Here is a 13728-nt window from a genome sequence, read left to right on the forward strand (position 1 = left end):
GGGGGCATCATGGACACAAAAAACCGGCCCAGCGGACGCTGGACCGGTTTCCTGTTCACAGGTTCACTGTGTGGGCTGCAGCCTAGTGGCTGTGGCCTGCGTGCTCGTCTTCGTTGGCAGGCTTCTCGACCACGAGGGTTTCCGTGGTGAGCACCAGTGCCGCGATGGACGCCGCGTTGCGGAGGGCCGCACGCGTCACCTTCACGGGGTCGATGACGCCGGCAGCGATCAGGTCTTCGTAGTCGCCGGTCTTGGCGTTGAAGCCCTGGTTGTTGGCCGATTCCGCGACCTTGGCGACGACAACGTAGCCGTCGAAGCCGGCGTTCTGGGCGATCCAGCGCAGCGGCTGGGTCAGTGCCCGGCGGACGATGCCGACAGCAGCTGCCGCGTCGCCCTCGAGGGCCTGGACGGCCGGGTCCTCGTCGAGCGCCTTGAGGGCGTGGATGAGGGCGGCGCCGCCGCCGGCGACGATGCCTTCTTCCAGGGCAGCGCGGGTCGAGGACACGGCGTCCTCGATGCGGTGCTTCTTTTCCTTCAGCTCGACCTCGGTGGCAGCGCCGACCTTGATCACGCCGATGCCGCCGGCCAGCTTGGCCAGGCGTTCCTGCAGCTTTTCCTTGTCCCAGTCGGAGTCCGTGCGGGTCAGCTCGGCGCGCAGCTGGGAAACCCGGGCTGCGACGTCCTCGGCCGAACCGGCGCCGTCGACGATGGTGGTGTTGTCCTTCGTGACGGTGATGCGCCGGGCGGTGCCCAGCACCTCAAGGCCGACCGTGTCCAGGCTGAGGCCCAGTTCCGGCGAGACAACCTGCGCGCCCGTGAGGGTGGCGATGTCCTGCAGCATGGCCTTGCGGCGGTCGCCGAAGCCCGGTGCCTTGACGGCAACGACGTTCAGGGTGCCGCGGATCCGGTTGACGATCAGCGTGGAGAGTGCCTCGCCGTCGACGTCCTCAGCGATGATGAAGAGCGGCTTGGAGCTCTGCAGCGCCTTCTCCAGCAGCGGCAGGAAGTCCTGGACCGAGGAGATCTTGCCCTGGTTGATCAGGATCAGGGCGTCTTCGAGGACAGCTTCCTGGCGTTCCGCGTCGGTGACGAAGTACGGGGACAGGTAGCCCTTGTCGAACTGCATGCCCTCGGTGAGGACCAGTTCGGTCTGCGTGGTGGAGGATTCCTCGATGGTGATCACACCATCCTTGCCGACCTTGTCGAATGCCTCGGCCAGCAGTTCGCCGATCTCGTCGCTCTGGGCGGAGATGGACGCGACGTTGGCGACCTGGGTGCCTTCGACCGGGCGGGCGTTTTCGAGCAGGCGGGCGGCGATGGCCTCAACCGAGACCTCGATGCCGCGCTTGATCTGGCCCGGGGCGGCGCCTGCCGCAACGTTGCGGAGGCCTTCCTTGACGAAGGCCTGTGCCAGCACCGTGGCGGTGGTGGTTCCGTCACCGGCAACATCGTTGGTCTTGGTGGCGACCTCCTTGGCAAGCTGCGCGCCAAGGTTCTCGTAGGGGTCGTCCAGCTCGACTTCGCGGGCGATGGTGACGCCATCGTTGGTGATCGTGGGGGCGCCCCACTTCTTGTCCAGCACGACGTTGCGGCCGCGCGGGCCAAGCGTCACCTTGACCGTGTTGGCGAGCTTATCGATGCCGGCTTCAAGCGACCGGCGGGCAGCGTCGTTAAACGCAAGCTGCTTTGCCATGGTTTTGTCCTTTCAAAGACAGAACCCCGCGCAACTGACCCGTCAAAGGAGGATCGGCGGCGCGGGGTCCAAGAGAGTTACTTTACGACGATCGCCAGAACGTCGCGGGCGGACAGCACGAGGTAATCGGTGCCGCCGGTCTTGACTTCAGTTCCGCCGTACTTGGAGTAGATAACAACGTCGCCAATGGCGACGTCGATCGGAACGCGGTTGCCGTTGTCGTCAAAGCGGCCGGGGCCTACTGCGACAACTTCGCCTTCCTGCGGCTTTTCCTGCGCGGAGTCCGGGATGACCAGGCCGGAAGCCGTGGTCTGCTCGGCTTCGAGCGGGCGGACAACAATACGATCCTCAAGAGGCTTAATAGAGACCGACAATGACCTCTCCTTTTCGTCAGCAAATTCGTGGACTACAAAGCTGTGGTGCCAAGGCGTACAGACCGTCGTCGCGGTGCCGGCAGCAGCCTGGCTGTAAAGCTTCAGGTGTTAGCACCCTCCTAGGGAGAGTGCTAATGACGACTCTATGTAAGTAGTTAGCACTCGGTCAAGGCGAGTGCCAGAAATTCGTTCCCGGCGAACGCTGGGCCTGCGCCGACGCCTGCATCGGTGCCGGTCACGGTGCCGGTCACGGTGCCGTCGCGGACTACCGTCCGCCGAGGTCCTCGAAGTCGACATCCTCGCCGTTGTCGCCGTCGTCGGAACCCGCTTCGTTCCGGTGCCGGTACAGCACCAGGCCCCCGGCCGCGGCCAGGGCGACGCCCAGGACCAGGAACACGACGCCGCCGGCGCGGACCCCGGCGTAGTTCTCGCGGATGGCCTTCGCCTCGTCGGTGGCGTCCTGGACGCTCTGGCCGCCGACGGAATAGACGGTGGCGTTGAAGGAGTCCAGGAAGAAGATGATGACCAGCAGGGCCACACACACGACGGCGATGACGCCGCCGGCGATCAGCGCCGGCCGGGCGTAGCGGGCGAGTCCCCGGCGGGCGGGGCGGCCGCCGTCGGGGTCCTGCTGGGCGGCGCCGCCCTCCGGGTCGTCCTCGTCCGTGCCGCTGTTTTTCGTGCCGCTGTCATCCATGCCGTCAACCTTATCGGGCGCACGGCTCCGCCCCGCGCTGAACTAGGCTTGATCCCATGTCTGACGCACCGCAGGACCAAATCGCCCCGCTGCTGAACCCCGAGGGCTGGGATCTGCTGGCGTCATTGGGCCCCTACAAGGAGGACGAGGCGTTCCGCCTCAACGCCTCGCTCCGGAAGGCCGGCCACTCCCCCGAACTCGTCTCCGCCGTCCTCACCCAGTCGCGGCTGCGGACCAAGGCCGAGGCCAAATTCGGCGAGTTCGCCCGGCAGATGATTTTCACCCAGGCGGGCCTGGAGCAGGCCACCCGGCTCACCGTGGCGGCCCGGCATGCGCAGCGCTTCGCGGAAGCCGACGTGCAGCATGTGGCGGACCTTGGCTGCGGCCTCGGCGGCGACGCCATGGCGCTCGCCTCACTCGACATCCAGGTCACGGCGGTGGAAAGGGACGAGACGACGGCGGCCTGCGCCACGATGAACCTGATCCCGTTCCGGAACGCCACCGTGGTCCATTCCGATGCGACAACCGTGTCCCTCGACGGGATGGACGGCGTGTGGCTGGACCCGGCGCGCCGGACCACCTCCACCTCGGGCACGAAGCGGCTCTGGGATCCGGAGGACTTTTCCCCGCCGCTGTCCTTCGTCGAGTCCCTGGCCGGGGCCGGCCTGGCCGTGGGGGTGAAGATGGGCCCGGGCATGCCGCACGATTCGGTGCCCAAGAACTGCGAGGCCCAGTGGGTGTCGGTGGGCGGGGACGTCACCGAGGTGGCGCTGTGGTTCAACGCGGTCCGGCGTCCGGGGATCCGGCGGGCTGCCCTGCTGCTGGGCCCCGCGGGCGCGGCCGAGCTCACCAGCGCCGAGGACTTCGCCGGCGGCCCGGTCGCCCCGGTGGGGCCGGTCGAAGGCTACCTCTACGAGCCCGACGGCGCCGTCATCCGCGCCGGGCTGGTGGCCGACATCGCGCTCCAGCTGGGCGGGCATCTCGTGGACGAGCACATCGCCTACATCTGCGCCCCGGAACTGCGGGACACCCCCTTTGCCCGGCCCTACAAGGTGCTGGAGGTAATGCCGTACAACGTCAAGGCGCTCAAGGCCTGGGTCAAGGACCGGGGCATCGGGGTCCTGGACATCAAGAAGCGCGGCACGTCGGTCACGCCTGAGGAGCTGCGCAAACAGCTCCTCCCGGGCGGCGGCAAGAACAAGGGCAAAAAGACAGCCACCCTGGTCCTCACCCGGATCGGGGAGGAGCGGGTGGCCATCTCGGTGGAGCCGGTCTAGTTCCGGGCCACGTCCGGACGGATGGCTACTGGGCCCGCATGAAGTCCTCGGCGGCCCGGACCTGCTCGTCGCTGGGCCGGATCCCGGTGTACAGCACAAACTGCTCCAGCGCCTGGATGGTCGCCACCTCCGCACCGGTGATCACGGTTTTGCCGGCCGCGCGGGCGGCCTGGATCAGCGGGGTCTCGGCTGGCAGCGCGACGACGTCGAACACCACCTGCGCGTCGTCCACGGCCTCCTGCGGGAAGGACAGGGCCTCGGTGTCGGGGCCCCCTGCCATACCGATGGGGGTGACGTTGATGATCATGTCGGCCGTCAGGGCATCGACGTCGGCGCGCCAGGCGAAACCGTAGAGCCCGGCGAGTGCCTGTCCCGCCCCCTCGTTGCGCGCGATCACGGTGACGTCCCGGAACCCGGCGTCGCGCAGGGCCGCGGCGGTGGCCTTCGCCATGCCGCCGGCGCCGCGGAGCAGCACCGAGTAGGTCGCTGGGACGGCGTTGCGCTGCAGCAGCTGCTCGATCGCCGTGTAGTCCGTGTTGTAGGCGGTGAGCGTGCCGCCGTCGTTGACGATCGTGTTGACCGAGTCGATGGCTTTCGCGGACGGGTCCATCACATCCACGAGCGCGATGACGTCCTCCTTGTACGGCATCGACACGGCGCAGCCGCGGATTCCGAGGCCGCGCACGCCGGCGATCGCCTGGCCGAGGTCGGTGGGGGCGAAGGCCTTGTAGATCCAGTTCAGGCCCAGCTGGTCATACAGGTGGTTGTGGAAGCGCGTCCCGTTGTTGCTCGGCCGGGCCGAGAGCGAGATGCAGAGGGTCATGTCTTTATTCAGGATGGGCACCCCTCCATTAAACGACAGGCCGGGGCCGGGCAGGGCGTTCCCGGGCGCGGGCCGGACCGCGCCGGCCAGATCTCACGCGCAGCCGGTTCCCGGGTGCTGGGATCCGACGGCGACCGGAAGCTTGCCGGGAGCCCTGGCGTGTCCGGCCAGCACGGCGGCCAGCGCGTCGAAAGCGCCCTGGCTCCGGCCGTAAAGTGCAATCCTGGCAGGAGCTGTGGAGTGCGCCAGCGGCCAGGGCGCGTCGAGAGCGACCGCCACGTCCGCCGGCGTCTGTGGGGCTGCCGGTGCGGACGGTGATGCCGGCGCGCCGATCAGGGAGACCAGCGGCCCCTCACCCATGCTGATGCCAGCATTCCGGGCAGCGGCGGCGAACCGCGCCCGGTCCTGGGCCGAGCCGCCCGTCACCCGGACGCTGGGCGGCACCATCGGCCCGCGGCAGGGCCCGGCCAGCACGGTGATGGCCGCGGCGGAGACTTCCTGGGACAGTCCGCTGCCGCTGCCGGGGGCCGTTCCGGGCCCGGCGCCGGTTCGGGCGCGCCAGATCATCATGGTGACCACGCGCTGCGCCGCCTCGGCCAGCCGCTCGGGCGGCAGGGCGCCGCTGCGCACCGCGGCGGTGATCGCGGCGTGGGCCGCCTCCACGTTCGCGGGCATCAGCAGCAGATCGGCGCCGGCGGCCAGGGCCAGCGGAGCGGCGGAGTCGTTGGGGTACGATCCCTTGACCGCGCCCATGTTGAGCGCATCCGTGACGGCCACGCCCTGGAATCCCATGCCACGCAGTTCGGCGTAAGCCGCCCCGGACAGGGAGGCCGGAACGCCGGGCTCGAGCGCGGGCACGTCGATGTGGCCGGCCATGACCATCGGCAGGCCGGCATCGATGGCAGCCTGGAAAGGCTTCAGGTCCTTGGCCCGGAGCTGCTCCAGGCTTGCGCCCTGGACCGGCAGCCGGGCATGGGAATCGACGCTGACGGAGCCGTGGCCGGGAAAGTGTTTCGCGGCCGGCAGCAGCCCCGCGGCCAGCATCCCCTGGGAAAAGGCGACGCCGAAGCCGGACGCGGCGTCGGCGTTCCCGGACATCGACCGGGCTCCGATGGTCGGATCGGCCGGGCCCATGGTGACGTCGGAGGTCGGGGCGAAGTCGGTGTTGAAGCCCAGTGCCGCGAGTTCGGAGGCCATGGCCTGGCCGGCCTCACCGGCGAGCGGACCGCTTCCCGCCGCGCCGTAGCTCATCGGGGCAGGCCATTCGGTCAGTGGCGCGCGCAGCCGCGCCACCACGCCGCCCTCCTGGTCGACGCCGATCAGTCCGGGCCAGCTGCGGCCGCCGGCCCGTGCCGCGGTCTGGAGCCGGCTGGCGACGCCGTGCATCGCCGCGGTGTCCACCCGTCCGTCCGGTGTTCCCGGGACGTTGTCGCCCATGATGATGGATCCGGCCAGGTGCAGGCGCTCGATGAGCGCGGCCTGGGCCTCGTGGTCGAGTCCGCGGTAGAACGGCAGCAGGACCTGCCCGGCCCGCTGCTCGGGGGTCATCGCGGCGACGGCCCGCGCCGCGGCGGTCGCGTCCCGCTGCTGCGGCCCCCAGCCGAGCGGCCGGGTCCCGACGCGGGGGAAGGCATCCGGATCGTCCGGCAGCGTCGCGGACGGATCCGACAGGGGCGCCGGAACTGGCACCGGCGCGGCGGGTACGGTCGGCGCGGTGGGTACGGTCGGCGCGGTCGCTGCGGGGGCCGCGGAATCCGCTGCGGGGCCCGGCGTCGGGGTCTCCGAGCAGGAGGCGGTTGCGAGGACAAGCCCCAGAATTGCCGTCAGCACCGCTGCGGTCCGCGTACTTTTGTGAACACTTTCACGTCTTAGCTGCAATCTGGCCACCGGCTCAATGCTACCCCTGCACTAGACTTGAGCCACCGTTGTCCCGCCAACTGTCCGGCAATTCCGCCCGTGACGTTGCCCGCCGGGGCAGGGAAACGGACAGCAAAACAATGAAGGGACCACATGAAGATTGATTTCGCTTCATCCAGGCAATCAACTCTTGGTGTGGAATGGGAACTCGCCCTCGTGGATGCGGAAACCGGGGAACTGGCCTCCGTGGCCAAGGAGGTCCTCCGCGGGGTCGCCGCGCGGCACCCCGAACTGAACGAGGACGACGAGCACCCGCACATCAAGCAGGAGCTGCTCCTGAACACGGTGGAGCTGGTCACCGGGATCTGCAATACCGTGGCGGAAGCGAAAGCGGATCTGAGCAGTTCCCTCGCCGCCGTGCGTGATGTCACCGATCCGATGGGCGTCGAGATCTTCTGCGCCGGCAGCCACCCCTTCAGCCCGCCGCAGCTGCAGCCGGTGACCGACAAGGAACGCTACGCCAAGCTCATTGACCGCACGCAGTGGTGGGGCCGCCAGATGGTGATCTACGGCGTCCACGTGCATGTGGGCCTGGACAGCCGGGACAAGGTGCTGCCCGTCCTGGACGGCCTGGTGAACTATTTCCCGCAGTTCCAGGCGCTCTCCGCCTCCAGCCCGTTCTGGGGCGGCGAGGACACCGGGTACGCCTCGCAGCGCGCACTGATGTTTCAGCAGCTCCCCACCGCCGGCTTGCCGTTCCAGTTCGGCAGCTGGGAGGACTTCGAGTCCTACGCCCAGGACATGTCCATCACCGGCGTGATCGACTCACTCTCCGAAATCCGCTGGGACATCAGGCCCGTCCCGCATTTCGGCACCATCGAGATGCGCATCTGCGACGGCCTGGCCACGCTGGAGGAAGTCGGCGCCATCGCGGCCCTGACCCAGTGCCTCGTCGACGAGTTCTCCACGACCCTGGACAACGGCGGCACCATCCCCACCATGCCGCCCTGGCATGTGCAGGAGAACAAATGGCGTGCGGCCCGCTACGGGCTGGACGCCATTATCATCCTGGACGCCGCCGGCAACGAGCAGCTTGTCACGGACCACATCCGCGAGACGGTCGCCCGGCTGGAACCCGTTGCGGTGAAGCTGGGCTGCACTGCGGAGCTGGCCGACGTCCTGAAAATCGTCGAGCGCGGCGCCGGGTACCAGCGGCAGCGGCGCGTGGCCGCCGAGCACGGCGGCGACTTGCGCGCCGTCGTACTGGATCTGGTCCAGCAGATGCGCAAGGGCCCCGAAGCCTAGACCGGGCGCCCGTCTGGCAGCATAAGCCGTTTTCAGCGCTCTTAACGGCCCGCAGCTGCCAGTCAGATCTACCCGGGGCGCCCGCTGTCGCGGGACAGTCTCAGGCCGAGACAGTGGTGACCGGCATGGAGGAATCCGGCGCGAAGCCGATGCCGCTCGGCGCGATCCCTGCCATCACCAGCTGGGCGCCGAGGGCCGCGACCATGGCGCCGTTGTCCGTGCACAGGGCCAGCGGCGGGACGGTCAGCCGGATCCCCGCGGCGCTGCAGCGCTGTTCCGTGAGCTGTCGCAGCCGTGAATTCGCCGCCACGCCGCCGCCGAGCAGCAGCTCGGTGATGCCGTTCTCCCGGCAGGCCAGCACGGCTTTGGAGGTGATGATGTCCACGACGGCCTCCTGGAACGCTGCGGCGATGTCCGCCACCGGCACGGTCTCGCCCCGGGCCTCGAACTGCTCCACGCAACGGGCGACGGCGGTCTTGAGCCCGCTGAAGGACCAGTCGTAGCGGTGCGGCCCGGGCTCTTCCGCGGTCCCCATGTATTTGGGCTGGCTGAGGCCGCGCGGAAAGCGGATCGCCTTGGCGTTGCCCGTGCGTGCCAGCCTGTCGATGGCCGGGCCGCCCGGATAACCGAGGCCCAGGAGCCGCGCCACCTTGTCGTAGGCCTCGCCGGCCGCGTCGTCGATCGTGGACCCCAGCAGCTCGACGTCCCCGGTGATGTTCCGGATCCGCAGGATTTCGGTGTGCCCGCCGGAGACCAGCAGGGCGCCGAGGTTTTCCGGCAGGGCGTTGGCCTGCGGGGTGTTCGTCGGGGTCTCCCGCGGGGCGCTGGCGAAGGGATGCAGGCCGCCGTCGTCCGTCTGGAGCAGCCCGACGCCGACATGCGCAACGAGGTGGTTGATGGCGTAGAGCGGTTTGCCCGTCGCGACGGCGAGCGCCTTGGCCGCGCAGACCCCGACCATCAGGGCGCCCGCCAGCCCGGGACCGGAGGTGACGGCGATGGCGTCGATGTCGGCCAGGGTCACCCCGGCCTCGGCCAGTGCCTCGCGGAGGGTGGGGACGAAGGCGTCCAGATGCGCGCGGGAGGCGATCTCGGGAATCACGCCGCCGAACCGCACGTGTTCGTCCATGGAGGAGGACACGGTGTTGGTCAGCAGCTGGGTTCCGCGGACAATCCCGACGCCGGTCTCATCGCACGAGGACTCGATGCCAAGGACCAGCGGCCGGCCGTGCTGGGTGCTGTTCATAGTCGGTCTGCTTCCCTGGGGGTGGTGGAGCCGGCGGCCTCCAGCCGCAGCCGCATGATCAGCGCGTCGACGCCGTCGCGGTAGTAGCGGGGCCGGACGTGGATCTGTTCGAATCCGTAGCGGCGGTAGAGCTGCTGGGCGCGGGGGTTGTCGGCCCGGACCTCCAGCAGCACGTCCTCGGCACTCCGCAGCCGGCTTTCCCGGATGAGTTCGGTCAGCAGCGCCGAGCCGATCCCCCGGCCTTCCTGCTCCGGCACGACGGCGATGGTCTGGACGTCCGCGATCGGCTGGATGCACATCAGCCCGGCGTAGCCCACGATCCGCCCTGCACGCTCGGCCACGAGGTAGCGCCGGGTTTCGGCCTGCGCCAGCTCGGCGGTGAACATCTGCAGCGGCCAGGCGTCCACCGGGAACAGCCTGACCTCCAGCTCATGCACGGCCGGGATGTCCGCCTCGGTCATGTCCCGGAGCATCACCCCGCCGGGCAGCCCCGCCGGCACCGCGCCCGGGCCCTGTCCTGCGTTCTGTGCTGAGTTCTGTCCTGGGTTCTGTGCTGAGTTCTGTCCTGCGGACGGCGCGCTCACAGCGCCCTCTTCCGCGGGCCTGGGACCTGTGCGTCGGACTCGCGAAGGTACAGCGGGGTGGATTCCAGCAGCCGCTCCCCCGCGGCGAGCCGTGCGAGCGCGAACTGGCCCAGCGAGAGGGCCTCCGGCTGGCGGTCGCGGAATTCCGGGACGGCCTTGACGACGTCGGCATAGAGGCCAGCGCCGGCGCCGTAGACCGGAAGATCGGGAAGGTCCGCGGCGAAACCGACGTGCGGGCCGTCCAGCAGGTGCGGCAGCTGGCCGCTGCTCAGCGCATACCGGGCCCAGTAGACCTCTTTGCGCCGGGCGTCCGTGGCGACGATGAACTCCGGCGCCGCATCCGTGGACTCCGCGACCTCCAGGGCGATGGCGTCCAGGCTCATCAGTCCGTAGAGCGGTTTGCCCCAGACGAACGAGAGCGTGCGGGCCGTGACGATCCCCGAGCGCAGGCCGGTGAACGGGCCCGGACCCACCCCGGTGACAACGGCGTCGAGGTCGTTGCCGCTCAGGCCGGCCTCGGCAAGGAGCGCCTCGATTCCCGGCGCCAGCACTTCGGCGTGGCTCCGGGTGTCTTCGGTGGCGAAGCTTCCCACGAGGGACTCCGGGGTGTCATCGGAGACGAGCGCGGCGCTGGCCACCGCCGAGGTGTCGATGGCAAGGATCAGCATCAGGTCCCTTCCGGGGTGCGGGGCAGTGGCTTGGGTGCGGTGCGTGCGGCGGGTGCGGGCCCGGCTGTCGCGGAAGCCGGCGCCGACGCCGGGAGGGCGGGCGGGTGCACCCAGCGAGGACCGAAGCCACGGATCACGATGGTGCGGGGCTCGTCGTCGTCGTCGGTGTCAAAGTCCAGCACCTCGGCGTCTCCGGCAGTTGCCGGGCCTTGGAGGGAATCCGGGGAGCTGGCAGGTGCGGGCCCCTGGGCGCCGCCGAGGCTGCGGACCAGGTCCACCTCCAGCCGGCTCTCGCTCAGGTGCTCCACCCGGCCGCGGCCCCATTCCACCACCGTTACGGCGCTGTCCATCGTGTTTTCCAGGTCGATATCGTCGATTTCCGAGGCCGAACCCAGCCGGTACGCATCCACATGCACCAGGTCCGGGCCGCCCGGCCGCGGACCGCCGGGCAGGTTCGGGTGGATCCGGACCAGCACGAAGGTCGGTGAGATGATGCCGGCCCGCACCCCCAGGCCCTCGCCGAGGCCCTGCGTGAAGGTGGTTTTTCCCGCGCCCAGCTCGCCGGTGAGGACCAGCAGGTCACCGGCTTGGAGCTGAGCGCCGAGGACAGCCGCGAGGGCGTGCGTTTCGTCCGCGGTCCCGACTCTCAGGGTCCGTTCCCAGGCTGCCGCGCTCACGGCCGCGGCTCGCCGCTGGCAGGCTCTTCGTTGATGTAGCGGCGCGGCACCCGGGGACTGATGCGCGTGACGATTTCGTAGTTGTTGGTGCCGGCCGCCCGGGCCCAGTCCTCGGCGGTGGGCCCGCCGTCGTCGCCGTTGCCAAAGAGCACGGCTTCGGCGCCGAGGACGCTGGGGCCGCCGGCGGAGACGTTGAGCGGGCCCAGGTCGATCACCATCTGGTCCATCGCGATGCGTCCCACCACCGGGTAGTTCACGCCCCCGACGCGGACCGGCCCTCCGGTGGCGATGCGGGGGACGCCGTCGGCGTAGCCGAGCGGGATCAGCCCGAGCGTGCTGGCGCCGCCGGTGCGGTAGTTCAGGCCGTAGGAGACGCCCTGGCCGGCCGGCACATCCTTGCAGTGCGACACGAGGGTGCGGACCGTCATGGCGGGTCGCAGGCCCAGCTCCTCCGAGCTCTGCCCGTCGAACGGCGACAGTCCGTACAGGCCGAGCCCGACGCGGACCAGGTCAAAGTGGGTGTCGGGCCGGGACATGGTGGCAGGGGTGTTGGCGAGGTGGCGCACCTCGGGGTCCACGCCGGCGTCCTGGGCGATGGCGAGGGCCTCGCGGAAGGCTGCCAGCTGGTCGTCGGTTTCCGGGCGCTCGGGTTCGTCGGCGACGGCCAGGTGGGAGAAGATGCCCACCACCCGCAGCAGGCCCTGGTCCTGGAAGTCCATGGCTTCGCCGACGAGGCCGTCCCAGGCATCCAGGGTCGCGCCGTTGCGGCCGAGACCGGTGTCCACTTTGAGGTGCACGCGGGCCGGCCGTTCCTGTTCGCGGGCCGCCGCAACGATGCGTTCCAGTTCCCAGCCGGAGCAGCCGATGTCGATGCCGGCGGCCACGGCGGCGGCGAAGTTGCTCTCCGGGGTGTGCAGCCAGGCCAGCAGGGGGGCCTCGATGCCGGCGGCGCGCAGGGCCAGAGCCTCGGAAATGTGGGCGGTTCCCAGCCAGTTGGCGCCGGCACCGAGGGCGGCGCGGGCGACGGGGACGGCGCCGTGGCCATAGGCGTCGGCCTTGACCACGGCCATCACCTGGGCCGGTGATGCCACAGCCGCCAGGCGGCGGACGTTGTGCCGGATGGCTTCGAGGTCGATTATTGCCGAGCGCTCCTCGGCGTAGGCCGGCGGAGCCTGCGGGACGGGCCGGAAGTCACCTGTTGCTGCTGGGTAAGTCACTTAACGATTCTAGGGGTGGCTGCGCATGCGGCTGAATTCGGCCCTCCTGGCACCCCTCCCCCGAGGGACATGCCCAGTCTTCGCGCCCGCGGGTGAGCACAACGGCATCATGTCCACTCCTGAGCCCGCACGGAGGGCATGTCCAGCGGGTGGGGGCCTGCTACGCGTCCGAAAGGTGCGCGATGGTCGCCGTCGCCCGCCGTTGCGCTTCCTGCGGCACGTCACGGACGATGTCCTCGAGGAAGCTGTAGCGCCGGAGCCACTGGCTGCTCTGGCGTTCCTTCCGGGCGTTGGCGCGCTGCCACCAGTCGGCGATGTCCCCCCAGCCGGGGGCGGCGAGCGAGCCGCCGACCTCCTGCACGGCCAGGGCGGCGCAGAGATTGGCGAACCGCAACCGGTCCCCGAGCGGCCAGCCCGCCAGGCAGCCGACAATGAAGGCGGCGCCGAAGCAGTCCCCCGCGCCGGTCGGATCGTAGGCGACCACCGGCAGCGACGGGACCCACTCCTCTTCGCCCGTTTCGGAGTCCACGGCCATGGCGCCCTGGGGGCCCAGGGTCACGACGGCGACCGGCACCTTGTCCGCCAGCGCGTAGAGCGCGGCCCACGGGTTGTCGTGGCCGGTGAAGGCCATCGCCTCGTGCTGGTTCGGCATAAAGGCGTGGAAGTAGTTCAGGTTGTCCAGCCGCGCCGAGGACCAGACACCGGTGGGATCCCAGCCGACGTCGCCAAACAGCCGGACCCCGGCCTTGTGCGCGTCAAGCGCCCACGGCTCCAGCTCCTCGCCGAGCTCCGCGACGGCGGCGAGCGCCGGCGGAGGGCAGCCGACCAGTTCGCTGGAGCTCACCGGCGCCGGGTGGCCGTGCGTCACCATGGACCGGTCGTGGTCCACGCTGAGTGACACCGTGACCGGGGAGTGCCAGCCGGCGATCTTCCGGGACAGCGACAGGTCAATGTGTTCCTGTCCGGCCAGGATCTTCCAGTTGGAGTCGCCGTAGCCGTCATCACCGAACGCTGCCGCGAGCCCGGTCCGCAGCCCCAGCCGCGCCGCGGCGATGGCCTGGTTGGCCACGCCGCCGGGGCAGCTGCCCATCCCGTCGCTCCAGATCTCGGTGCCTGCGACCGGCGCGTGCGGGAGCCCGGTGAAGATGATGTCCTGGAAGACAGTCCCGGTCAGCAGCAGGTCAAAACCCTCCGCACCCGGGGTTCGGACGGCGGAAAGCGGGTCAAAACGCCGCGTCGGTATCGCGTCCATGTATGCACAGTACGCCGTCCGGGTACCGCTGGAAAGGCGTCGGCCGGGCCCGGAAGCTGCC

General features: G+C 69.9%; 13 protein-coding genes. 2 read left to right on the forward strand and 11 right to left on the reverse strand.

The window, feature by feature from the left end; translation table 11 throughout:
* Positions 1–82: 82 nt before the first annotated feature.
* From groL to ACZYZ5_RS01925, 3 genes are all read right to left on the reverse strand, one after another.
* Complete coding sequence (gene groL / locus ACZYZ5_RS01915) at positions 83–1693, reverse strand: chaperonin GroEL (RefSeq protein WP_463898798.1); 1611 nt, start codon at positions 1691–1693, stop codon at positions 83–85.
* A gap of 77 nt (positions 1694–1770) precedes the next feature.
* Positions 1771–2067 carry a co-chaperone GroES gene (gene groES / locus ACZYZ5_RS01920; protein ID WP_463898800.1) on the reverse strand — a complete coding sequence of 99 codons (297 nt, stop codon included), beginning with the start codon at positions 2065–2067 and terminating at the stop codon, positions 1771–1773.
* Positions 2068–2332: 265 nt separating this feature from the next.
* The gene (locus ACZYZ5_RS01925; protein WP_463898801.1) at positions 2333–2764 is read right to left on the reverse strand and encodes a hypothetical protein; all 432 of its coding nucleotides are present in this window, start codon (positions 2762–2764) and stop codon (positions 2333–2335) included.
* 56 nt (positions 2765–2820) lie between these two features.
* Here ACZYZ5_RS01925 and ACZYZ5_RS01930 point away from each other — a divergent pair, with 56 nt between their 5' ends.
* Positions 2821–4041 carry a THUMP-like domain-containing protein gene (locus tag ACZYZ5_RS01930; protein WP_463898803.1) on the forward strand — a complete coding sequence of 407 codons (1221 nt, stop codon included), beginning with the start codon at positions 2821–2823 and terminating at the stop codon, positions 4039–4041.
* Positions 4042–4066: 25 nt separating this feature from the next.
* Here ACZYZ5_RS01930 and ACZYZ5_RS01935 read toward each other — a convergent pair whose 3' ends face one another.
* Both ACZYZ5_RS01935 and ACZYZ5_RS01940 read right to left on the reverse strand, forming a co-directional pair.
* Positions 4067–4885, reverse strand: a complete 819-nt coding sequence (locus ACZYZ5_RS01935; RefSeq protein ID WP_463898804.1) for a shikimate 5-dehydrogenase — start codon at positions 4883–4885, stop codon at positions 4067–4069.
* Between the two features lie 72 nt (positions 4886–4957).
* Complete coding sequence (locus ACZYZ5_RS01940) at positions 4958–6694, reverse strand: glycoside hydrolase family 3 N-terminal domain-containing protein (RefSeq protein ID WP_463898805.1); 1737 nt, start codon at positions 6692–6694, stop codon at positions 4958–4960.
* A 180-nt stretch (positions 6695–6874) separates the two neighbouring features.
* On the opposite strand from ACZYZ5_RS01940, the gene ACZYZ5_RS01945 reads away from it, so the two are divergent.
* Positions 6875–8026, forward strand: coding sequence for a glutamate--cysteine ligase (locus ACZYZ5_RS01945; RefSeq protein ID WP_463898807.1), 1152 nt, complete (start codon positions 6875–6877; stop codon positions 8024–8026).
* 100 nt (positions 8027–8126) lie between these two features.
* On the opposite strand, the gene tsaD is transcribed toward ACZYZ5_RS01945, so the two are convergent.
* The 6 genes from tsaD to ACZYZ5_RS01975 form a co-directional block, all read right to left on the reverse strand.
* Positions 8127–9269, reverse strand: a complete 1143-nt coding sequence (gene tsaD, locus ACZYZ5_RS01950) for a tRNA (adenosine(37)-N6)-threonylcarbamoyltransferase complex transferase subunit TsaD (RefSeq protein WP_463898809.1) — start codon at positions 9267–9269, stop codon at positions 8127–8129.
* Positions 9266–9742, reverse strand: coding sequence for a ribosomal protein S18-alanine N-acetyltransferase (rimI, locus tag ACZYZ5_RS01955; protein WP_463899217.1), 477 nt, complete (start codon positions 9740–9742; stop codon positions 9266–9268). Before rimI ends, tsaD begins: the two co-directional genes overlap by 4 nt.
* A 107-nt stretch (positions 9743–9849) precedes the next feature.
* Positions 9850–10521 carry a tRNA (adenosine(37)-N6)-threonylcarbamoyltransferase complex dimerization subunit type 1 TsaB gene (tsaB, locus tag ACZYZ5_RS01960; RefSeq protein ID WP_463898811.1) on the reverse strand — a complete coding sequence of 224 codons (672 nt, stop codon included), beginning with the start codon at positions 10519–10521 and terminating at the stop codon, positions 9850–9852.
* Positions 10521–11198, reverse strand: a complete 678-nt coding sequence (gene tsaE / locus ACZYZ5_RS01965; RefSeq protein WP_463898812.1) for a tRNA (adenosine(37)-N6)-threonylcarbamoyltransferase complex ATPase subunit type 1 TsaE — start codon at positions 11196–11198, stop codon at positions 10521–10523. Before tsaE ends, tsaB begins: the two co-directional genes overlap by 1 nt.
* Positions 11195–12415: an alanine racemase gene (gene alr, locus ACZYZ5_RS01970; RefSeq protein ID WP_463898813.1), complete on the reverse strand. Its 1221-nt coding sequence runs from the start codon at positions 12413–12415 to the stop codon at positions 11195–11197. The genes tsaE and alr overlap by 4 nt, the downstream gene beginning before the upstream one ends.
* Before the next feature lie 160 nt (positions 12416–12575).
* A complete protein-coding gene (locus ACZYZ5_RS01975; protein ID WP_463898815.1) occupies positions 12576–13667 on the reverse strand; it encodes a carbohydrate kinase family protein in 1092 nt (363 codons plus the stop codon).
* Positions 13668–13728: the final 61 nt, after the last annotated feature.

This window comes from Pseudarthrobacter ribosi (assembly GCF_055412865.1).

Bases quoted from the DNA above. Each gene is read 5' to 3' on its own strand.
- groL (WP_463898798.1), bottom strand. From the start codon at position 1,693: ATGGCAAAGCAGCTTGCGTTTAACGACGCTGCCCGCCGGTCGCTTGAA.
- ACZYZ5_RS01925 (WP_463898801.1), bottom strand. From the start codon at position 2,764: ATGGATGACAGCGGCACGAAAAACAGCGGCACGGACGAGGACGACCCG.
- ACZYZ5_RS01930 (WP_463898803.1), top strand. From the start codon at position 2,821: ATGTCTGACGCACCGCAGGACCAAATCGCCCCGCTGCTGAACCCCGAG.
- ACZYZ5_RS01945 (WP_463898807.1), top strand. From the start codon at position 6,875: ATGAAGATTGATTTCGCTTCATCCAGGCAATCAACTCTTGGTGTGGAA.
- tsaD (WP_463898809.1), bottom strand. From the start codon at position 9,269: ATGAACAGCACCCAGCACGGCCGGCCGCTGGTCCTTGGCATCGAGTCC.
- rimI (WP_463899217.1), bottom strand. From the start codon at position 9,742: ATGCTCCGGGACATGACCGAGGCGGACATCCCGGCCGTGCATGAGCTG.
- tsaB (WP_463898811.1), bottom strand. From the start codon at position 10,521: ATGCTGATCCTTGCCATCGACACCTCGGCGGTGGCCAGCGCCGCGCTC.
- ACZYZ5_RS01975 (WP_463898815.1), bottom strand. From the start codon at position 13,667: ATGGACGCGATACCGACGCGGCGTTTTGACCCGCTTTCCGCCGTCCGA.